At 62.4% G+C, this 21,228-nt stretch carries 17 protein-coding genes; 7 read left to right on the top strand and 10 right to left on the bottom strand.

Annotated elements, in window-relative coordinates:
• Positions 1-543 precede the first annotated feature (543 nt).
• Positions 544-4,449, top strand: coding sequence for an Rne/Rng family ribonuclease (locus FTO74_RS16785; RefSeq protein WP_162539169.1), 3,906 nt, complete (start codon positions 544-546; stop codon positions 4,447-4,449).
• 243 nt (positions 4,450-4,692) lie between these two features.
• Positions 4,693-5,751 carry a hypothetical protein gene (locus FTO74_RS16780; protein WP_162539168.1) on the top strand — a complete coding sequence of 353 codons (1,059 nt, stop codon included), beginning with the start codon at positions 4,693-4,695 and terminating at the stop codon, positions 5,749-5,751.
• 336 nt (positions 5,752-6,087) lie between these two features.
• Here the strand turns inward: FTO74_RS16780 and FTO74_RS16775 are convergent, their stop codons facing one another.
• Complete coding sequence (locus FTO74_RS16775) at positions 6,088-7,728, bottom strand: cellulose synthase family protein (protein ID WP_162539958.1); 1,641 nt, start codon at positions 7,726-7,728, stop codon at positions 6,088-6,090.
• Between the two features lie 214 nt (positions 7,729-7,942).
• Here FTO74_RS16775 and FTO74_RS16770 point away from each other — a divergent pair, with 214 nt between their 5' ends.
• Both FTO74_RS16770 and FTO74_RS16765 read left to right on the top strand, forming a co-directional pair.
• Entirely contained in the window at positions 7,943-10,252 is a 2,310-nt protein-coding gene (locus tag FTO74_RS16770) for a GH92 family glycosyl hydrolase (RefSeq protein ID WP_162539167.1), read from the top strand.
• A 139-nt stretch (positions 10,253-10,391) separates the two neighbouring features.
• Complete coding sequence (locus tag FTO74_RS16765; protein ID WP_162539166.1) at positions 10,392-11,537, top strand: iron-containing alcohol dehydrogenase; 1,146 nt, start codon at positions 10,392-10,394, stop codon at positions 11,535-11,537.
• Positions 11,538-11,610: 73 nt separating this feature from the next.
• On the opposite strand, the gene rplS is transcribed toward FTO74_RS16765, so the two are convergent.
• From rplS to FTO74_RS16735, 6 genes are all read right to left on the bottom strand, one after another.
• Positions 11,611-11,973 carry a 50S ribosomal protein L19 gene (gene rplS / locus FTO74_RS16760; RefSeq protein WP_162539165.1) on the bottom strand — a complete coding sequence of 121 codons (363 nt, stop codon included), beginning with the start codon at positions 11,971-11,973 and terminating at the stop codon, positions 11,611-11,613.
• 72 nt (positions 11,974-12,045) lie between these two features.
• Positions 12,046-12,867 carry a tRNA (guanosine(37)-N1)-methyltransferase TrmD gene (gene trmD, locus FTO74_RS16755; protein WP_162539164.1) on the bottom strand — a complete coding sequence of 274 codons (822 nt, stop codon included), beginning with the start codon at positions 12,865-12,867 and terminating at the stop codon, positions 12,046-12,048.
• A gap of 144 nt (positions 12,868-13,011) precedes the next feature.
• A complete protein-coding gene (rimM, locus tag FTO74_RS16750) occupies positions 13,012-13,599 on the bottom strand; it encodes a ribosome maturation factor RimM (protein WP_162539163.1) in 588 nt (195 codons plus the stop codon).
• A 29-nt stretch (positions 13,600-13,628) separates the two neighbouring features.
• Positions 13,629-13,961, bottom strand: a complete 333-nt coding sequence (locus FTO74_RS16745; RefSeq protein WP_255462344.1) for a KH domain-containing protein — start codon at positions 13,959-13,961, stop codon at positions 13,629-13,631.
• A 300-nt stretch (positions 13,962-14,261) separates the two neighbouring features.
• On the bottom strand, positions 14,262-14,519 hold the full coding sequence (rpsP, locus tag FTO74_RS16740; protein ID WP_162539162.1) for a 30S ribosomal protein S16: 258 nt from the start codon (positions 14,517-14,519) through the stop codon (positions 14,262-14,264).
• Positions 14,520-14,727: 208 nt separating this feature from the next.
• Positions 14,728-15,648: an alpha/beta hydrolase-fold protein gene (locus FTO74_RS16735; RefSeq protein ID WP_255462343.1), complete on the bottom strand. Its 921-nt coding sequence runs from the start codon at positions 15,646-15,648 to the stop codon at positions 14,728-14,730.
• A gap of 98 nt (positions 15,649-15,746) precedes the next feature.
• Between FTO74_RS16735 and FTO74_RS16730 the strand changes: the two genes are divergently transcribed.
• The 3 genes from FTO74_RS16730 to FTO74_RS16720 all read left to right on the top strand — a co-directional run bounded on the left by FTO74_RS16730 (position 15,747) and on the right by FTO74_RS16720 (position 18,740).
• Positions 15,747-16,457, top strand: a complete 711-nt coding sequence (locus tag FTO74_RS16730) for an alpha/beta fold hydrolase (RefSeq protein ID WP_162539161.1) — start codon at positions 15,747-15,749, stop codon at positions 16,455-16,457.
• Between the two features lie 46 nt (positions 16,458-16,503).
• On the top strand, positions 16,504-17,514 hold the full coding sequence (locus FTO74_RS16725) for a hypothetical protein (protein ID WP_162539160.1): 1,011 nt from the start codon (positions 16,504-16,506) through the stop codon (positions 17,512-17,514).
• Between the two features lie 119 nt (positions 17,515-17,633).
• On the top strand, positions 17,634-18,740 hold the full coding sequence (locus tag FTO74_RS16720; RefSeq protein WP_162539159.1) for a carboxylate-amine ligase: 1,107 nt from the start codon (positions 17,634-17,636) through the stop codon (positions 18,738-18,740).
• A 184-nt stretch (positions 18,741-18,924) separates the two neighbouring features.
• On the opposite strand, the gene murA is transcribed toward FTO74_RS16720, so the two are convergent.
• The 3 genes from murA to ccsA all read right to left on the bottom strand — a co-directional run bounded on the left by murA (position 18,925) and on the right by ccsA (position 21,222).
• Complete coding sequence (gene murA / locus FTO74_RS16715; RefSeq protein WP_162539158.1) at positions 18,925-20,205, bottom strand: UDP-N-acetylglucosamine 1-carboxyvinyltransferase; 1,281 nt, start codon at positions 20,203-20,205, stop codon at positions 18,925-18,927.
• Positions 20,206-20,315: 110 nt separating this feature from the next.
• Positions 20,316-20,498, bottom strand: a complete 183-nt coding sequence (locus FTO74_RS16710; protein WP_162539157.1) for a hypothetical protein — start codon at positions 20,496-20,498, stop codon at positions 20,316-20,318.
• Complete coding sequence (gene ccsA / locus FTO74_RS16705; RefSeq protein WP_162539156.1) at positions 20,491-21,222, bottom strand: cytochrome c biogenesis protein CcsA; 732 nt, start codon at positions 21,220-21,222, stop codon at positions 20,491-20,493. The genes FTO74_RS16710 and ccsA overlap by 8 nt, the downstream gene beginning before the upstream one ends.
• Between the last annotated feature and the right edge of the window lie 6 nt (positions 21,223-21,228).

The following is a 21,228-nucleotide window of genomic DNA, read 5'->3' as shown; positions in this document are numbered from 1 at the left end:
TACAAATCGGAGCAGTCCATCCCCACAAATAGGTGGTGGTGGTGCATACTACAGATAGACCTGCGCGGCCAGATGCCGCACAGCGCAGCACCCGCTCCCCAATTGGCGTCAGGCGCCGGCAGCGGCAACAAAGGACTTTGTTGATTTCAAAGACTTTAGACTTTAGAAAAAGGCCGGCCAGGCCGAGATCGAATCCGTTGGCCGGACAGGTTCAGGGAATGATCGCTTCCGGAAGGCAAACGGCCCCGCCTCATCACGAGGTTGTCCAGGTCACCTTCCGCGTATGCGATCTCTCGCAAGAAGCAGCATTTCGTGGTTCCGATCCTCTCAATTTTGCCTCGTTTTCCGTCCCTGATCTGAATGGAGTACGTGCCATTCAAGCCAGGGCAGAGGTGTATCAACACGCAAAGACGATCGCGCCCGCAGCTTCGGCACTCCTGCCACTGTCCTCTCCTGCGGTGGGCTGCAACTAGCGGATTTCGCTAGCGCCCCCGATCTCTGGTCTGCCTGCCGCCCCTAATCGGGCAGAAAGCAGAACAGAGCATGTCGAAAGAAATTTATATCTCTTCTACGCCGCATGAGACGCGGCTTGCCATCGTCGAAAACGACGCCCTCGCCGAGATTTACTACGAGCGCGAGAACGAGTATTCGCTGGCCGGATCCATCTACAACGGCAAGGTAACGCGCGTGCTTCCGGGTATGCAGTCGTCCTTCGTGGACATTGGCCTGGAGCGCGATGCGTTCCTCTATATTACTGATTTCATGGAAGAAGCCGGTGATTCGGCGGACTTCGAAGCGAACGCGAACAGCGGCGACAGCCGCGCGCCGCGGGAGGCCCGCGAGGGCGGCCAGCAGCGCGAAGGACGCGGCGACCGTGGCGGGCGGGATCGTGGTCGCGACCGGGATCGTGGCGACAGGACTCCTGAGCGTCCGGCTGAGCCGACCGATTCGGACCTCTTCAATGCAGCCGTTTCTTCGCTCGATCCGGCGCGTCCGGTGACCTCGGAGCGCGGCGAGCGTTCGGGCAGCCGTCGCGGCGGCCGCAACCGTGGCCGGGATCGTGACCGCAACGCGGGACGGGATCGCAACGAGGCTCCGCGCAGCGATGCGCCTCCGGTTGAGGCTACCGACGAGTACTTCCAGCCGGATGTTCCCACCCTGCATGTAGCTCCGCTGTATGGCGCGCCGTTGGTCGATAGTGAGGCCGTGGGCGAAGGCGCTCCCGGAGCCGACGGCAGCCGCCGCTGGCGCGGGCGTCGTGGACGGCGCGGAGGCCGTGGGCCGGGACGTGAGGACGTGAACCAAGGTGTAAGCCCGGTAGCCTCGACCGGCGAAGATTCTTCTTACGTGGACTACGACCGGCTGGATATCGACGCGAGCGCGCCGCCGCCGGTGGTGCCGATTGCTCCCGAGCCTGCGCCTGCGCAGGCTGATGCGGCGTTTGTGCGGCCGGAGCGTGGCGGGCGGGATCGCGGCGACCGTGGTGGTCGCGACCGTGGCCGTGGACGTGGCGGCGACCGTGGGGATCGTGGCTTTGCTCCGCGTGGAGCCGAGGCTGGTTTTGACGCGCCCGTGTATGGCCGTGAGGCGGAGCCGGAGGAGCCGGTCGGCGAGCCGATCATTCTGCCGGGCGAGTCGCTCTCGAAGTACCGCACGGGCGGCGATGCGCCCGCTCCGGCGGCGCAGGTTGCACCTCCTCCTCCGCCTTCGACGGAGTTCACGCTGACCGGAAGCTGGGATGGTGGCACGGTGCTGCCGGGTGAGACAATCCGGCGTCGCGAGCCGAGCGCCGGGGGGCGGAACGAAGGTGGCCGTGGTGATCGGAATGATCGCTTCGAGCGCGGTGGACGCGGTGGACGGAACGACCGTCGGGATCGGAATGACAGGAACGACCGTGGCTTCCGGGATGCAGCTCCGGTGCAGCAGAGCGTCGCAGCGCCGGTCGAGGCTGAACCGCTCGCCGAGGCTTCCCATGCCGTCGAGCCGGTGTATAGCACGTTCGTCGCGCCGCCTCCGATTCCGGAGGGTTACGCTCCCGAACTGCCTGCGGCTGAGACGGTTGTGAGTGAGCCGGTTGCCGAGGTTTCTGAGCCGGTGCAGGCCGTTGAGCCTGTAGTTGAGGCCAGTGCGGAGCCGGTTGCTGCACAGGAAGAAGTTATTGAGCAGGAGTACGAGCCGAGCGAGGCTTCGGTCTCTTACCGGGTCGATCCGGTGCCGCCGCGCGAGTTCCGCCAGTCGGCCCCGCCGGTGCTGGAGCCGGAGGTTGCGGCTGAGGGCACGTCGCTCCTTGAGGGAGCGCAGTCTCCCGTGATGGAGGCCCTGCCCGAGATTGCGGTTCCGGCTGAGTATCAGGGCGAGCCGGTTGGGTTGGCGATTCCGGTCGTGGAGGATACGCATACAGAGACGGTCGAGCCGGTGCAGTTGACCAGCATCTCCGAGACCGGCGAGATGCATTCGGAGCCGCCGTTCGATGGCGCGACTGCTGTCGTCGAGGAGCTTCCTGCGCAGGATCTGCCCGAGCCGACGTCTCCGATCTACCACGAAGCTGCTGTAGTGGACTCCTTCCAGCCCCAACCTGCGGCAGTCGTGCCGACGCACTTCGAGCCGGGCACCGGACTGCTGGAGGAGGAGGAGCTGGTCGAAGAGGACGAGCTGCCGACTCTGCACGGCTCGGCCGTGGACGAAGAGGAGACCGAGCAGGAGGAGACGCTCGAAGGCGCGGCTGACCTGGGCTCGATGATTCGGGAGATGTCCATCGACCAGATCACGCGGACGGCTCCGGAGGATGAGGAAGAAGAGGACGACTTCGAGGACTTCCTCGAAGAGGATCAGGATTACACGCTCGAAGAGGGCGAGGAGATTGAGGAACTGGACGAGAACTCCTCGGACCTCGACGCGGAGAACGCGGCGTTCGCGAACGACGAGGACTTTACGCGTGAGTTCGCCCAGACTGAAGGCTTCACCGAGGCTCCTGTGGACGGCGCGGCTCCGGCTGCACCGGGCGAAGGCCGTCGTGAGGGTCGCAGGGAGGGCCGTCGCGGAGACCGTGGCCGCCGTTCGGGGCGCTCGGGACGGGATCGTTCGTTAGCCTCGGATCGTAGCCCGTCGGACCGCAGCTCTTCGGAGCGTGGTCCGGAGCGTTCGGGAGAGCGTTCCAGCTCGGATCGTGGCGGTTCAGAACGGAGTGGTGGTGATCGTGGCCGCCGGGATGGACGCAACGGCGCACGGTCGGCGCAGTCGACCAACCTGCCTGCCATCTCGGACCTGCTGAAGCCGGGTCAGGAGATTCTCTGCCAGATCGCCAAGGAGCCCATCGCCAAGAAGGGCGCTCGGATCACCTCGCACATCGCGCTGCCGGGGCGGTTCCTGGTGTTTATGCCGACCGTGAACCACACCGGCGTCTCGCGCAAGATCGAGTCTGACGGCGAGCGGCGGCGGCTGAAGGAGATTCTGCTGAGCGAGAAGGGCGAGGCGGCGGGCGGATTCATCGTCCGCACGGCGGCTGCCGGGGCTAGCGAGGAGGAGCTGCGCAGCGACCTGCGCTTCCTGCTGAACCTGTGGGCCGATATCAAGGCTCGGTCGGAGTCCAGCAAGTCTCCGGCGCTGATCTATCACGACCTTAACCTCGTCGAGCGGATTCTACGCGACCAGGTGACGGACACCTTCTCGGCCATCTGGGTCGATACCGAGACCGAGTACGAGCGCGTGCTTCGCTTCCTGCAGCGCTTCCAGCCCAGCCTGATCCGGCGCGTGAAGCTCTACACCAAGGAGACGCCGCTCTTTGAGCAGTTCGGCATCACGGAAGAGATCAACAAGGCTCTGCGGTCGAAGGTGTGGCTGAAGTCGGGTGGATCGATCGTCATCAACCAGACCGAGGCGCTGGTCGCCATCGACATCAACACCGGCAAGTACGTCGGCAAGACGGCGCGGCTCGAGGACACCATCGTCAAGACGAACCTCGATGCGATCCCTGAGATCGTGCGCCAGATCCGGCTGCGCGACCTGGGCGGCATCATCATCATCGACTTCATCGACATGGATGAGCGCAAGAACCGCAACAAGGTGATGGCGGCGCTTGAGGAGGAGCTGAAGTCCGACCGGGCTCCTTCGAAGGTGCTTCAGTTCAATGACTTCGGCCTGGTGGCGATCACGCGTAAGCGGGTCAAGCAGTCGCTGGAGCGCACGCTCTCGACGACGTGCAGCATCTGCGCGGGAACCGGCATGGTCAAGTCGCCGGTGACGGTGTGCAACGACATCTACATCGAGATGCGCAAGATGCACAAGCATCTGGATCGCGGCGACGTGATGTTGCGGGTGAACCCGGAGGTGGTCAAGCAGTTGAAGGCTCCGGGGACCAAGTGGTTGCAGGAGATGGAAGAGATGGTCGGCAAGACCATTCTGGTCAAGAGCGATCCGAGCCTGCATCCGGAGCAGTTCGACATCCACTAATCAAACTCGTACGATGGAATGCAATTGAAATGGGCGGCGCGCGATCAGTGTGCCGCCCATTTTTGCCCGGTCTTTTGTTTTGTTTTCTGCTATCTAACAAGCCGCATAGGTTCTGTTGAGCCGGTGTCTGCTTACGTTTTGCGACGTGGGGTGGTCCAAAGAGATCAAATGCACGTCCAACGCAACTAGAGACCTAACTTAGGGTTCAGCAGCAGAAGATATACCTTTTCAGGGAGTCAATCGATGCACATGATCCAAGACCTCACTGTCCGTCCTGATGCCGTCGCGCGCAGATCCACTCGCATGACGGTTCGCCTCGCCGCCGCCGTGGCCTTACTGGCTGGCGCGGGCACGCTCAACCTGCACGCGCAGCAGCCGATCTCTTCGGCGGCGGCGGACGGGGCTACGCTTGTCGCGAGCAATGAGCCTGTTGCGAGCAATCTGTTTACCGCGGCGCTGGCCCCGATGGTGGATCTTTCGGACCTGAGCTATAGCTCGTCGGTAGGTTCGAGCGAGAGCCTGGCCGCTGAGAACTATATCCCGAACGTTGCGGAGTCGACCGGGGATGCGCTGCAGCCGCCGCCTCGCCGCCGCTACGGCCGCCCTCGCTACAACGACAGCTCGCACAACGCGGATGGGTCGAACAAGTGGGCGTTCATGGCCGGTGCGGGCGTCGCGATTCCGGTGGGCAACCTGCACGAGTACGACACGCCGAGCTGGGACTTCCAGGTTGGCTTTGGGCGCAACTTCTCGAAGAAGTTTGCCACGCTGATCCAGTTCGACTATCACCACTTCGGGTTGCAGGGCAGGACGCTCCAGAACCAGCAGAACCTTTACAACTACGGTGTGGATGCGGCCGACCAGATCAGCGGCCTGGACGGCAACAGCCACGTCTGGTCGTTCACGATTGATCCGACCTATACCTTCATGGATACGGGTACGGTGGGTGCTTATGTTGTCGGCGGCGTGGGCTTCTACCACAAGGTCACCAACTTCACGCTGCCCGCAATCGTGGAAGAGTGCTACTACTACTGCTATACGGTGCAGGCGAACCAGAACGTCGACGTCTACACGAGCAACTCGGTCGGCGTGAACGCCGGTCTCGGATTTACGTATAAGCTCTCGAAGTTCGCCAACGAGCGCCTGTATGCCGAGGCGCGCTACGTGTTCATCCCGAACTCGCAGCGTGAAGGGTATACGATTCAGAACGTCGCCACGACGAGCTATGTGGGGTATAACGCTTATCCGGCCAACAGCAATAAGACCTCGTATATTCCGATTACGGTTGGTCTGCGGTTCTAATAAGCCTCAAGCAATAGAACGGCCCTCGTGAAGACGAGGGCCGTTCTATTTGCGTCGTGTCCGTAATGGTTGGGGAGAGGCAGCAGAAAGCATACCTCGGGGGCTGAAGCCCGCATTCATGGCTGTCTTTGATGTCTGGGCTGAAGCCCGGACCTACCCCAGAAGCAACGACAAGAGCAGAAGCAGATTCCTTCGCTTCGCTCCTGAATGGCAGCCAAAAGAACAGGCAACGGCAACAGCGCCCTCGCGCCGGGCGGGCGGCACTTCGTGCGGTGCTGGACGCTTCGCGTAACAGCAAAGCACTCAAGGCTCTGCTTTGAGTGCTTCTTCTTCTTTTTAGACGCCTACAGGGTAGGGCTTCTCGTGGGATGCGCTGCCATTGGGGCTGAATCGCTCGAAGCGGCCCTGCAACAGACTGAGCAGGCCCGTGTACCAGTAGCCGAAGACGAACAGCACCAGGAACGGCACCGTGAAGTAATTCTCGCTCGCAATCGCGTACCAGATCGTCAGGGCAAAGTAACCGCCGATGGCCAGCTCGATCCACGGGATGATGCCGAGCCGCTTGCGGTACTTCTTGGCCTGAGAGACCTCGCCCTTCTTCTTGACCGAGTACTTCGGCGTGCGGGCGAAGGCGCTCTTGATGCCGAAGAGAGCCTCCATGACGGCCTTGGTGTTGGTGATGGTCAGTCCGACGCCCAGCGCCATCAGGAACGGCAGGTAGAAGATGGTGCGATACCAACGGCCGGGGAATAGCTCCCTCTGGCTGACCATGTAGAACGACGACACGGACATGGTGCTGGCCATGAAGAGCGGCAGGTCGATCAGCAGCATCTGGAGCCAGCCCTGATAGCTGCGGATGATCATGGCGGGCATCAGCAGCACGCTGAGCACGATCATCAGCGGGTAGCTGATGTTGGCGGTCAGGTGATACCACGCCTCGAGCTTGGTGTGCCAGGGGGCGTCCGAGCGCAGCACGCGCGGAAGAATCTTGAGGCCGGTCTGGATGAGGCCCTTGGCCCAGCGCGCCTGCTGGGTCTTGAAGGCGGTCATCTCGATGGGCAACTCGGCGGGGCACTCGACGTCTTGCAGGTAGTGGAACTTCCAGCCGATGAGCTGCGCGCGGTAGCTCAGGTCGGTGTCTTCGGTCAGGGTGTCGTGCTGCCAGCCGCCCGCCTCGTCGATGACCTTGGTGCGCCACATGCCCGCGGTGCCGTTGAAGTTGAAGAAGACGCCCGCTCGCGAGCGGCCGCCGTGCTCCAGCACGAAGTGACCGTCTAACAGGATCGCCTCAACCTGGGTGAGGAAGGAGTAGTTGCGGTTCAGGTGCGTCCAGCGCGTCTGGACCATGCCGATGGAGGGATCGGCGAAGTGGTGGATGACCTTGCGGACCCAGTCGCGCGGTGGTGCGAAGTCGGCGTCGAAGATGGCGACGAACTCGCCCTTGGCGGTGCGCAGTCCGGCGTCGAGCGCGCCCGCCTTGTAGCCGTGGCGGTTGCTCCGGTGCAGGTAGACGATGGGTTGCGGCGGCATCCCGGCGAAGCCTGCGGCGTAGCGTTCGACGACCTCGCGGGCGACGGTGGTGGTCTCGTCGGTGGAGTCGTCGAGGACTTGAATCTCGAAGCGGTCGCGGGGGTAGTCGAGGCGGCAGCAGACGTCGACCAGCCGGTTGATGACGAACTGCTCGTTGAAGATGGGGAGCTGGATGGTGACGAAGGGCAGGTCGTCTTCAGGGAAGCGCGCGGTGGGCTCGGTCCACTTGGAGGCGTTCTTCTTGTTGCGGTAGTACAGCCAGACCAACTGGTAACGGTGGACACCGTAGAAGGCCAGGATCACCATGACCACGAAGTAGGGGATGATGAGGCAGAGGTCGAAGCCGTTGAGGTGGTACAGGTTCTCGAAGGTGCGGTCGCCGTAGTGGGTGCGGATGTAATGGCCGAGCCCCTTCGGTGCCGTCAGAAGGGTGACGGCGAGGGCCAGGGCTGATGAGGGAAATGGCAGGGTATGCGCTCCGAGAGATCCGGTACAAGATATCCGTACGATTCTACCGGATTGGAGGCTGATTGCCAGGGACGGAGTTGCGGGAATAAGTGGATTTGCGTGAGGGAATACGGGGGCCAATTTTTGATGCGGGGATGCTTAACCGGAATTGGCTTGGTAAGGGTAAGATGAGCCGAGGTTTTTTGAATTGAGGATGAATCGTAGGAAGTTTCTCGGCGCCGGTTCGGCGGCGATGGCGGCTGCTTCGTTGATGTCAGTCAAGAGTGTTGCGTTTGCGGCAGAGGGCACGGGTGAGGACCTGCTGCGCTGGGTAGATCCGCGGATCGGAACAGGTGGGCATGGGCACTGTTATCCGGGGGCGTCGGTGCCGTTTGGCGCGGTGCAGCTTAGCCCGGATACCTTCGATGAAGGCTGGGACTGGTGCTCGGGCTACCACGTGTCGGATGAGTCTCTCATGGGCTTCAGCCACACGCACCTGAGCGGCACGGGCTGCAACGACCTGCTCGACTTTCTGGTGATGGCCGGGACCGGCGAGGCCAAGCTGGTGCCGGGTACGCGGGAGCATCCCGAGGAGGGGTATCGTTCGCGGTTTAGCCACGCCGAGGAGGTGGCGTCGCCGGGGTACTACTCGGTGCTGCTGAAGGACTACGGGGTGAAGGCGGAGCTGTCGGCCACGGAGCGGGCGGGGATTCATCGCTACACGTTTCCGAAGAGCGAGAAGGCTTACCTGATCCTCGATCTGCACCACGCCACGGCCGAGAAGGGGAAGTCGCTGGTGGAGTCGGCGGAGCTGGAGCAGGTGGCTCCCGATACGCTGGCGGGCGGGCATGTGACCAACGCCTGGGCGAAGGGGCGCAAGGCGTTCTTTACGATGCAGTTTTCGAAGACACCGAAGAAGATCGTCTACTTCAAGGACGATGCCGAGGTCTCGCTTACAAGCGGCAAGCTGGCGGGCGCGAACCTGAAGTGCGTGCTCTACTTCGAGACGCGCGCAGGCGAGCAGATCCTGGTGAAGACGGGCATCTCGGGCGTGAGCGCCGAGGGTGCGGGCAAGAACCTGCGGGCGGAGATTCCGGCGTGGGAGTTCGCGCAGGTGCGGCACGAGGCCGAGGAGAAGTGGCGGCGGCAGATCGGCAAGGTCAATGCGACGTTTGCCGATGAGGGCCGCAAGAAGGTCTTCTACACGGCGCTGTACCACCTTTCGCTGGGGCCGACGCTCTTCGACGACGTGGACGGGCGCTACCGCGGCATGGACGGCGCGGTGCACACGCTGCCCGACAGTGGCCGCAACTACACCTCCTTCTCGCTGTGGGATACGTATCGCGCGGCGCATCCGGTGTACACGCTGATCGACCGCGAGCGCGTGCCGGGGTTCATGAACACGCTCATCCGCATGGCGGAGCAGAGCCCGGCGGGGATGCCGGTGTGGCCGCTGTACGGCCGCGAGACGGGCACCATGACCGGGTATCACTCGGCGGCGGTGATCGCCGAGGCGTGCGCCAAGGGCTTTACCGGGATCGACTACAACGCCGCCTATACGCAGATGATGAAGCGGGCGATGGTCGAGGACTACCGCGGGCTGGGGTACTATCGCACGCTCGGGTTCATCCCCGCCGACAAGGAAGAGGAGTCGGTCTCGAAGACCTTCGAGTACTGCTACGATGACTGGTCGATCGCGCATGTGGCCAAGCACCTGGGCAAGACGGATGATGTGAAGCTGCTGGTGGAGCGGTCGAAAAACTACAAGCACTACTACGACAAGAGCACCGGCTTCATGCGTCCGAAGATGGCCGATGGAAGCTGGGCGTCGCCGTTCAGCCCGATTGCGCTGGGGCACTCGAAGAAGTGGCGCGACTACACCGAGTCGAACGCGTGGCAGAGCACGTTTGCGATTCAGCATGATGTGGCTGGGTTGATCGATACGCTTGGCGGAAAAGATGCCTTCACCGTCAAACTAGACTCGCTGTTCACCGTGCCCTCGACGCTGCCGGACGATGCGCCGCCCGATATCGCCGGAATGGTGGGGCAGTACGCGCACGGCAACGAGCCCTCGCATCACATCGCGTACCTGTACGTCCATGCCGGATCTCCGGCGAAGACGCAGGCGCGCGTGCGCTCGCTGATGGAGACGATGTATGCGCCGCTGCCCGACGGAATGCAGGGCAACGAGGATGTGGGGCAGATGTCGGCGTGGTTCCTGATGAGCGCGCTGGGGTTCTATCCCGTGGACGCGGCGAGTGGAACGTACATCGTGGGGTCGCCGCTGGTGGATCGGGCTTCGGTCGATCTGGGCAACGGCAAGGCGCTGCGGATCGTCGTGAAGCGCACGGACCCGGCGCACCAGTATGTGCGGTCGATCTCGATTGACGGCAAAAAGCAGGAGAGGATGTGGTTCCAGCACGCGGAAATCGCTCAGGGAGCGACGGTGACCTTTGAGATGGCGGCTACTCCGGGCGAGGCTGCGGGGATGACTCTGCCGCCGGGGCTGGAGCAGCTCGGCTGATGAGATTCTCCCGTTGATCGGAGCAAGAGTTTTTGTTTCCGACCAACGGGAGGACCACGCGAAGCAGTAAAAAGGCGTGTAAACGCCCGCTCTCCGCGCAGGAGGCCCGTCCGGCAGGACAAGCCTTTACGATAGGGTGATGCGAACTATTACGTTTTTGCAGCCGGATCGGCTGACCTTCGGATCGGGCTGCATCGTGGACTGCCTGAGCTACCTGGCCGCGCTGCCCACGCGCAACATTCACATCGTCACGTCGCCCTCGTTTCATGCGAAGGCTGAGGCTCTGGCCACGCAGCTTGAAGGCTGCACCGTGACCATCGACTCCACCATCGGAAGCGAGCCGACCGTGGCCATGTTTCATGCGGCGGTGGCCCGTGCGCGTGCGGCGAAGACGGAGTGCGTGCTGGGCATCGGCGGGGGCAGCGCGCTCGATACCGCCAAGCTGGTCGCGGCGTTCGTGAACAACGAGCAGACGGTGGAGGAGACCTTCGGGATCGGCCTGCTGGGCTCGCGGCGCTGCCATCTGGTCTGCGTGCCGACGACCTCGGGGACCGGCAGCGAGGTCTCACCGAACGCGATCCTGCTCGACGAGGCGGCGCAGTTGAAGAAGGGCGTCATCAGCCCGTACCTGGTGCCGGACGCGACCTTCATCGACCCGGCCCTGACCGTCAGTATGCCCGCTGCCGTGACTGCCTCGACCGGGCTGGATGCACTGACGCACTGCATTGAGGCCTACACTAACAACTTCGCGCACCCGCTGGTGGACCTCTATGCGCTCGAGGGAATACGGCTGACCAGCCGCTACATTGTGCGCGCAGTGAACCAGCCGGACGACCTCGAGGCCCGGGAGGGGATGTCGCGCGCGAGCCTCTACGGCGGGCTGTGCCTGGGGCCGGTCAACACGGCGGCGGTCCACGCGCTGGCGTACCCGCTGGGCGGCGAGTTTCACCTGGCGCACGGGCTTTCGAACGCGATCCTGCTGCCGCCGGTCTTCGCGTTCAACTCGCTCGCGACGCCAACTCGCCATGCGGAGGTCGCTCTGGCATTAGGGGTTGAGGCGGGCCAGACCGATAGGGAGACGGCTGCGGCGGGCGTCGAAAAGCTGCGGCAGTTGGCTCGGGAGTGCGGCGTCGTGGCCGATCTGGCCAAGCACGGGCTGGACCGCAGCGCGATTCCACGGATGGCCATGGCGGCCATGACGGTGACGCGGCTGCTCAGGAACAACCCGCGTGAACTGACGCAGGCGGACGCCGAAGAGCTTTACGGGCAGTGTTTCGAGTCGTAGCCAGCAGACGCACGAAAAAGCCACGGCTCTCGAGATTCGAGGAGCCGTGGCCTTTGATTCTGCGGAACCAGTGTTACTTGACGATCTTGCGCTCGACCTCGCGCAGACGGGCGGCCTTGCCGCGCAGACCACGGAGGTAGAAGAGCTTCGAGCGGCGAACCTGGTAGGAGCGAACCTTCTCGACCTTGTCAACGACCTTCGAGTTGAAGGGGAAGATGCGCTCGACGCCCTGGCCGAAGCTCATCTTGCGAACGGTGAAGGTGCCCTGGGGGCCGCGGCGCAGGGCAATAACCATGCCCTCGAACGCCTGCAGACGCTCCTTCTCGCCTTCCTTGATCTTGACCTGCACGCGGACGGTGTCGCCAGGCGCAAACGGGGGAATATCGGTCCGCTCGAGTTTCGCGGCCAGCTTCTGCATGATGGGATGAATGGACATGACTACTTTCCTATACGAATGTCGAGTCTTCAGTGTACATCAAAATCCAGCCAAGGGACGGTAAAACTTGCTTTATCCTTGCAGGTCGGCTTCGGGGGAGAGCGTTTGCAGATAGCGGCGATCCTCGGCCGAGAGCGCCACGCCCTTCAGCAGCTCGGGGCGGTTGCGCAGCGTCTTGGCCAGGGCCATCTGGCGGCGCCAGCGGCGGATCTGGTCGTGGTTGCCGCCCATCAGCACCTCGGGGATGGGGACGCCGTGGAACTCCGCCGGGCGGGTGTAGTGGGGGTAGTCGAGCAGGCCGCCGGAGCCGTGGGTCGAGGGCGGGACCGCGCCGGGCTCGTGCGCGTTGCCGGTGTCGTCGGCCCCGAAGCTCTCGAAGCGGGCCGAATCGGGGTTGCCGAGCACGCCCGGCAGCAGGCGAACTACCGAGTCGATGATGACGGCTGCGGCCAGCTCGCCGCCCGAGAGGACGTAGTCGCCGATGGAGATCTCGCGGTCGCAGAGCAGGTCGTTGATGCGCTCGTCGACGCCCTCGTAACGGCCGCAGAGGAAGACGACGCGCTCGGTCGTGGCCAGCTCGTGGGCCATCGCTTGAGTGAAGGGGCGGCCCTGCGCGGAGAGCAGAACTACGGTCTCTTTGGTGGTGTTGCGGGTGGCCTTGGGGGTGATGCCGAGGGAGAAGACGGCGTCGTAGATCGGCTCGGGCTTCAGGACCATACCCTCGCCGCCGCCGAAGGGGCGGTCGTCCACGGTGCGATGGCGGTCGTGGGTGAAGCTGCGCAGGTCGTGCGTGGCCACGGAACAGATGCCGCTCTTGATCGCCCGGCGGAGCACGCCGTGGTCGAGTGGGCCGGAGAAGAACTCCGGAAAGATCGTGATGATGTCGAATTGCATGGGCATAACCAGAGTACCGGACAAGCAAAAACAGAAGCAGATTCCTCCGCTTCGCTCCTGAATGACAACCAAAAACAGGCAACAGCGCCCTTGCGCCGGGCGGGCGGCACTTCGTGCGGTACTGGACGCTTCGCGTGAAGGGTGTTAGCGGTTCAGCTCTACTAAGCCCACCGGCAGCGTCATGTCGATCCGCTTGGCCTCGACCGATACCTCTCGGAGATACGCCTTGACGTAGGGGATCAGCACTTCGAGTCCGTCTTCGCCGAGCACCGTCAGCAGCGGAGCAGCCTCTTCGAGCCTGCGCGCGCCGTCGGGCGTGGTGGGGAAGTCGACTCCCTCTACCGTGCCGATGCGACGGTCGCCGTCATAGACCGCGCAGCCGATCAGGTCGGCGATGTACTCGGACTCCTCATCCAACTCCAGCCGCTCCTCGGCGGGCACGATGACCTCCAGCCCGTTCAGTGCCTCGGCCTTCGTGATCGAGTCGATGCCTGCGAACTCCAGCACGATCCGCCCGACGTTCCGGCCCACGGGCAGCCAGAAGCTGGTTATGGTCGCTCGCCGCGCGGCATCCTCACTACCGGCAAAGTTTGCCGGAGCGAGGAAGACGCGCGGCTGATCGTCAAAACGCTCGGGGAAGTCGGTCAGGAGTTCGGCCAACAGCTCTCCCTTGCGCCCCTGGGGCCGTAGCAGCTGCGCCAGTACGATCCATTGCGGCGGGTTTTCAGTCATAGGATGTGCCGAGCGTGAGTGGGGATGGGTCAGGCCTCGGGTGATTCGGTCAGGTCTGAGGAGAGAGGTTCTCTCGCCAGGCCGTGCTGCTGTATGTCCAGCGCAAATCGATGCTGCGCCTTCATACTGGCGGCTCCAAGAATCGTTCGGATGGAGCGGGCGGTTCGGCCCTGCTTTCCGATAACTTTTCCGAGATCGGCTTGCGCCACGCGTAAACGCAGCAAGGTGGAGTCGCTGTCGAGAATAGCCTCGACCTCAACTTGTTCGGGATTGTCTACGAGAGCGCGCGCCAGATTGCGGATCAGCTCTACCATCGAGCGCGCAACATCATCCCTCGTGCCGCTTGGAGGAAATTCGTTCATCGAGTGCCCCTTGGGAGTAGCGAATGCACCGCCCTGCACCTCTCTGATGCCTCGTCTAAAGCAAGGATGTCAAGAGAAACGAAAAACGATCGATGCATCGCACCACGGTTCAACTCCAGGTGTGACTGTCGAAACAGGTATACCCGTCGAAACCGAAACCGCCTGGAGTGGAACTATGCAATAACGCCTGTCTGGCATTATCTGCACTCGAGTTTACGTGATGACCAGACAATCGGCGAGAGAGAAACGAAAGCAAACTGCTTTAATTCTTCCAACGAAAGTGGTAGAAGGATGCGGAGACTAGGCTGCGGGGACAGCTTCAACGGCTACCGCGGGCGTCGCAGCCAGCAGCTTGGACACGCGATCCGAGAGCTGCGCGCCGTTTCCGGTCCAGTAGTCGATGCGATCGTGCTTCAGGTTGACCGTCGCGGGGTTCGTCCGGGGATTGTAGGTGCCCACGACTTCTACGGAGCGGCCGTTGCGGGCGCGGTCCTTCTCGATCACAACAATGCGGTAGTGGGGCTGCTTACGCGCTCCAACGCGCGCCAAACGAATCATCAACACTTGGGAAACCTCTCAAAGAAACGGTCTGTTTGGGCGAAGTGAAAAGCTGATCGGAAGCCCTGGCCGCTGTTCAAAGCGGGCGGCGTCCATCCTGAGTCAACACAACCCAACAACTAAGTATGGTAGAAAATCCGGATTTCTGCAATGCGAAAGTGGCCGGAATCTACGTTTCCAGTGCTACATCCCTTATAGATTCATCAGGTTACAGCCTGGGAAATAGAAATTGTAAAACTTCGTCGAACCGATCCGCCCAGGCGTCTTCGTTGTGGACGGCGTTGGGATAACGCCGGTAGCGGAGGTCGACCTCGTCCTTCCAGCCGCGCTCGAGCAGCAGACGGTGCAGGCGATCGGTGTCGCGGACGTGGCGTGAGCCCTCGGCGGTGCCGATGTCGAGCCATATCTTCAGTTCGGGCTTCGTCGCCGTCTCGGCCAGAAGCGGCAGGATGCTGCGCTGGTTCCACCAGATGGAGGGCGAGAGGATGGCCAGGCGGCCAAAGATATCCGGCCGTGTGAACCCCAGGTAGAGGGAGATCAGCCCGCCCAATGAGGAGCCGCCCAGTGCAGTCTCGGAGGGCTGGGGCCGGGTGCGGTAGTGCTTGTCGATAAAGGGTTTAAGCTCCTCGATCAGCAGCCGCCCGTAGCGGCTGCCCTCGCCGCCGCCCATCTTGGCGTCGCGCGTGGGGGTGTACTCGTCCAGCCGATGCAGCCCCGCGTTGGCGATACCGACAAGAATTATTGGCTCGATGGAGTTTGCGGAGGTCTCGCGGTCTGCGGTCTCGCCTGCGCGCCAGGTGTGCCCGGCCATGTAGGACTTGCGACCGTCGAAGAGGTTCTGGCCGTCGTGCAGGTAGAAGACGGGGAAGCGCCGCTCGGGCTCGCGGGCGTAGGCGGTGGGCAGGTAGACCGCGACCTCGCGGGCGTCGGGCAGGATCGCCGACTGCATCGTGTAGCGCTCCAGACGCGGCATGGCATCGGTCTCCTCCGCCGCAGGCTGGATGCTGAGGCGCAACGGCTCAGGCTCTGGTTCGGACACGGCCGTCTCGGCGTACGGATCGGCAATGAGCTGCAAGGGCTGGCTGGAGCTTAAAAACTGGTTGGATTGCGAAAAATCGGTGGTCGGCAAATCGGGAACAACTCCTGCAAACAGTGGAACGAACTTAGAAATATATCAGATGCCGAGGGTACGGTACGATGGCTCAAGACTAGCAGAGGGGCGTGTGGATGCAGCGGGACTATCGCAGGTGGTTTTCGCCCAGTCTGGGCCGGGATATGGAGCTGCTTGTCTTTGGCCATGCGGGGCTGCCCGCGTTGGTCTTTCCTACCTCGTGCGGGCGTTTCTACGAGTTTGAGGACCGTGACATGGTCGGCTCGGTCGCAGGCGAGATCGAGGCGGGCCGGTTGCAGCTCTACTGCGTGGACTCGGTTGACGGCGAGAGTTGGTACAACCGCGACGTGCCGCCGCGCTGGCGCATCGCCCGCCACATGCAGTACGAGGCTTACGTGATGAACGAGGTGCTGCCCTTCATCCGGCAGCGCAACCCCGCGCCCACGCTGGCGGCGGTGGGTTGCAGCTTCGGCGGATACCACGCGGCCAACATCGCGCTGCGACACCCGGATGTCTTTTCCGGCTTTCTTTCGATGAGCGGCGCGTTCGATGTATCGGGCTTTCTGCGCGGCTACTACGACGAGGATTGCTACTTCAACCTGCCGACGCACTACCTGCCCAACATGACCGACTCCTGGTTTCTCGACCGCTATCGTAGGGGGACGTACGTGCTGGCCACGGGGCACCACGATCACTGCTGGGACGAGAACGAGCGGCTGGCCGCCATCATGTGGGCTAAGGGCATCCCCTGTCGGCTCGACGTATGGGGCGACGGGGCCAGCCACGAGTGGGAGTGGTGGAGGCGGATGGTACGGACTTATCTGTAACGCAGGCGTGCGAGACTGCAACCGAAGCTGCAATCTGGAGCGTGAGATGAAAAAAATCGGCGTGTTGTTCGGTCGGGAGAACACCTTTCCCGGTGCGTTGGTCGAGCGGATCAACTCGATGGAGATCGACGGCATTCGGGCTGAGTTCGTCGAGGTCGGCGGCCTCAAAATGGGGGAGCCTTCGGGCTACTCGGTGATCGTGGACCGCATCTCGCACGACCTGCCCTTCTACCGGGCTTACCTGAAAAACGCTGTGCTTACGGGCACGCAGGTCATCAACAATCCTTTCTGGTGGTCGGCCGACGACAAGTTCTTCAACTACGCGCTGGCCGCGAAGCTGGGCGTCGCCGTGCCGCGCACGGTGCTGCTGCCGCACAAGGCCTTTCCGCGCGATATCGACGAGAGCAGCCTGCGCAACCTCGAATACCCGCTGGACTGGCAGGATATCTTCGACTACGTGAAGTTCCCCGCCTTCCTGAAGCCGCACGACGGCGGCGGCTGGCGCGACGTCTTTCACGTCCACTCACCCGAGGAGTTCTTCCACGCCTACGACCAGACGCGCGACCTGTGCATGACGCTGCAGGCGGCGGTCAACTTCAAGGAGTATTTCCGCTGCTACGTGGTTGGACAGTCGGAGGTGCGGATCATGTCTTACGATCCTCGGCGGCCGCACCATGAGCGGTATATCCAAGACCCGCCGCGCTACTCGCCGACGCTGCTGGCTCGGGTGAAGAAGGACGCACTCACTCTCTGCAAGGCGTTGGGGTACGACCTGAACACGGTCGAGTTTGCCGTCGAGGACGGTGTTCCTTACGCCATCGACTTCATGAACCCCGCGCCGGACGCGGACCTGCACTCGGTCGGCAAGGAGAGCTTCGAGTGGATTGTCAACACGGTAGCCAAGCTGGCGGTCAAGAAGGCGAAGCACGCGGGCAGGCTGCCGGAGCTGAACTGGGCGAGCTTCTTGAACGGTAGTCCGGCCAAGGTCGAGAACAAGGACGAGAAGAAAGCGGCCAAGTCGGCGGCGAAGAAGAAGCCCGTTGCCAGGAAGAAGTAGATTAGGAAAAGCCCAACGCGGATAAGACGGATAAAGGCTGGATCAAGGCGAAAAAGTACTTTTATTGTTACTTATTTCTGTCTACCTTATCTGCATTGGGTTTTTTGTCTGGAGGTTGGATGCGTCCCACATTTTCGCTGGGTATTGAAGAGGAGTACCAGACGATCGACCCGGAGACGCGGGATCTGCGCTCGCACATTGCGACCGAGATGCTGGCCAAGGGCAAACTGCGGCTCGAGGAGCGCGTCAAGGCCGAGATGCACCAGTCCGTCATCGAGGTGGGTACGCGTGTCTGCCGCAATATCAAGGAGGCGCAGGAGGATCTCTACGACCTGCGCCGCAACATGATCAACCTGGCCGAAGAACATGGACTGCGGCTGGTGGCCGGGGCTACGCATCCCTTCGCCGACTGGCGCTCGCAGGAGATCTATCCCGATCCGCGTTACGCGCAGGTGGTTGAAGATTTGCAACTGGTAGCGCGCTCGAACCTTATCTTCGGCCTGCACGTTCACGTCGGCATCGAGGACCGCGAGGCAGCTATTCGGGTGATGAACTCGTTGAGGTATTTCTTGCCGCATATTCTTGCACTCTCGACCAACTCGCCGTTCTGGCTGGGGATGGAGACCGGGTACAAGAGCTATCGGGCCAAGGTCTTTGAGAACTTTCCGCGTACTAATCTGCCCGATACGTTTGCCAGCTACTCGGAGTTTGAGAGCTATGTGAACCTGCTGATCCGCACCAACTGCATCGACAACGCCAAGAAGATCTGGTGGGACATCCGGCCGCATCCTTTCTTCGATACGGTGGAGGTGAGGATCTGCGATATTCCTCTGCGGGCGGAGGAGTCGATTGCGATTGCCGCGCTGATTCAGGCGACGGCGGCGAAGCTCTGGCTGCTGCACTCGCGCAATCTCGACTATCGGCAGTACTCGCGGGCGCTCATTATGGAGAACAAGTTCAGGGCGGTGCGGTATGGGCTCGATGGCAAGCTGATTGACTTCGGCAAGCAGATTGAGGTGCCCGTCCGGCAGCTCTTCGAGGAGGAGTACCTGGCCTTTGTGGATGATGTGCTGGATGAGCTGGGGTGCCGGGAACAGATTGGGTATATCCACACGATGCTGGAGCGTGGGTCGGGGGCGGATCGGCAGTTGAAGGTCTTTCGCGAGACGGGAGATTTAAAGGCGGTGGTGGATTACATGGCCGAAGAGACGCGGGCCGGGTTGTAGATTTTCTTCCCGACCAACGGGAGGACCACGCGAAGCTTTAAAAAGGCGTGTGAACGCCCGCTTTGCGCGTAGCGGGCCCGTCCGGCAGGACGTCTTTTGCTCATAAGCAACAGCAAAAGCGCCCTCATGCCGGGCGGGCACCACTTCGTGGGGTTTTGGACGCTGCGCGTGTTTCTTCTTTCAGCTACTTCTTGGCGAAGACGTCGCCCATGCGACGAATCTGCGCGCCAACTCCGCGCAGCTTCTCCTCAATCCGTTCGTACCCGCGATCCATGTGGTACACCCGGTCCAAAATCGACTCGCCATCGGCCACCAGCGCCGCCAGCACCAGCGACGCCGACGCCCGCAGGTCCGAGCACATCACCGCCGCCGACTGCAACGGCGTCTTGCCCCGCACCGTCGCCACCCGGCCCTGCACCGTGATGTTCGCGCCCATGCGGTTCAGCTCCTGCACGTGCATAAAACGGTTCTCGAAGATGTTCTCAGTCACGGTCGTCGTGCCCTCGGCCTGTGTGGCCAGCGCCATGAACTGCGCCTGCATGTCGGTCGGGAAGCCGGGGTACTCCTCGGTCGAGATATCGGCGGCCTTCAGCGTGCCGCCCGAGCGCACGCGCACGTGGTCCTCGCCGACGTCGATCTTGACGCCGCACTGCTCCAGCTTCAGCAGCAGCGCGCCCAGGTGGTCTGGGTTGCAGCAGTCCACGTTCAGGTCGCCGCCCGTAATCGCACCCGCCAGCAGGAACGTGCCCGCTTCGATGCGGTCGGGGTTGATGCGGTGGCGTGCGCCGTGCAGTTTGGCCACGCCCTTTACCTTGATCGTCGATGTACCCGCGCCTTCGATCTCCGCACCCATCGCAGTCAGCAAGGCGGCCAAGTCGGTCACTTCGGGTTCGCGCGCGCAGTTCTCGAGCAGGGTCTCGCCCTCCGCGAGAACGGCGGCCATCAGGATATCTTCTGTGCCCGTCACGGTGATCTTGTCGAAGACGATGTGCGCCCCGCGCAGACGGTCCGCGCGCGCCTCGAGATAGCCGTGGTCCTGCGTGATCTTCGCGCCCATCGCTTCGAGCGCCTTCAGGTGCAGGTCGATGGGGCGTCCGCCGATGGCGCATCCACCCGGCATCGCCACGCGCGCCATGCCGGTCCGCGCGATGAGCGGCCCCAGCACCAGCGAGCTGGCCCGCATGGTCTTCACGATCTCGTACTTGGCGACGGGGTCGGAGAGCAGGGCGCAGCGGATGTGGGTGCGGTGCTGCGCGCGGCCGTAGCCTAGCTGGACCTCCGCGCCCATCGACACCAGCAGCTTGCGCTCGGTCTCGATATCCTGCACCTGCGGGATATTTTCGAGGATGACCTCGTCTTCGGTGAGGATGGCGGCCGCCATGCAGGGCAGCGCCGAGTTCTTTGCGCCGGAGACTTTGATGGTGCCGAGAAGCGGATTGCCGCCGCGTACAACAAACTTGTCCATCGCATCAGTTTACGGCTGTTTGGGGTGGAAATGGGTATCTGGACGGGTACGTCTGCGCTTGGAGTTTCGCCCCGTTTCTATGGGCCTAAGCTCCAGGGAGTAATGTTTCGTTACTTTTGAGGTGGCTTCTGTCTGCTGGCCACTCGCCAGGTGTAAATGGCGTATACGGCATAACCGAACTGCAAACCCCATGTCAGGTCGTAAATCAGCACCAGGTTTCGATGGCCCAGGGGCGTGTCGATGGCGGGATCGAACGGAAAAATAGCAGGCAGGAAGACCAGGATGTTATGCATGTTGCGATTCCTGACCTTCCAGTGAGCGAATCATATCCAACGCCTCTGCCTCTTCATTCTGCTGGCGACGTAACTCGGCTGCATACCGGACGCTGGCGACCAGAAGTCCCCATGCAACCCAGGCGAGCACATTCCACCAGACAGGGAGGGCGATGCTGGGAGCGATAGAGCCTTCGCCGCCAAATACGGGAGCGGGATGCTGCGTGCGCCACCAGCGGGTCGACATGTAAACGATAGGGATATCGCAGAACCCGAAGATTGCAAGAACGGCGCAGATGGTCGCTCGATTCGAGCCGGAGCTTACATGCCGCACGAGCAGATAACTGATGTAGATCGCCCAAAGCATCAGCGTGGTCGTCAGGCGGGCATCCCATGTCCACCAGATTCCCCACTCCTCCTTGCCCCAGAGAGAACCCGATACAAGACCGAGGGTGCAGTAGAGAACGCCCATCTCAGCCGTGGCAAGTGCTAGTGCGTCTGCCTGGATTGCAGCCGTAGTGTCTTTGTTTCGCAGGATCAGGTAAGCCACAGACGCAATCAGATTCAGAGGAAGGAAGACGGAAGCGCCGATCCAGTTCGGAAAATGGTAATAAAAGGCGCGAATCATGTTGCCCTGGTCCGCATCGGGTGGCGAAGCCCAGAGAGCCACGCTGAGGCTGTATCCCAGCAGACCGAGGGTGATGAAGAATGCGATCCAGCGGACCAGTCTGCCCTTCGCGCTCATCCAATC

This window comes from Granulicella sp. WH15, from assembly GCF_009914315.1.
Classification (GTDB): domain Bacteria; phylum Acidobacteriota; class Terriglobia; order Terriglobales; family Acidobacteriaceae; genus Edaphobacter.
The sequence above is the reverse complement of the archived record's forward strand: the minus strand, read 5'-3'. Positions and strand labels throughout refer to the sequence as shown.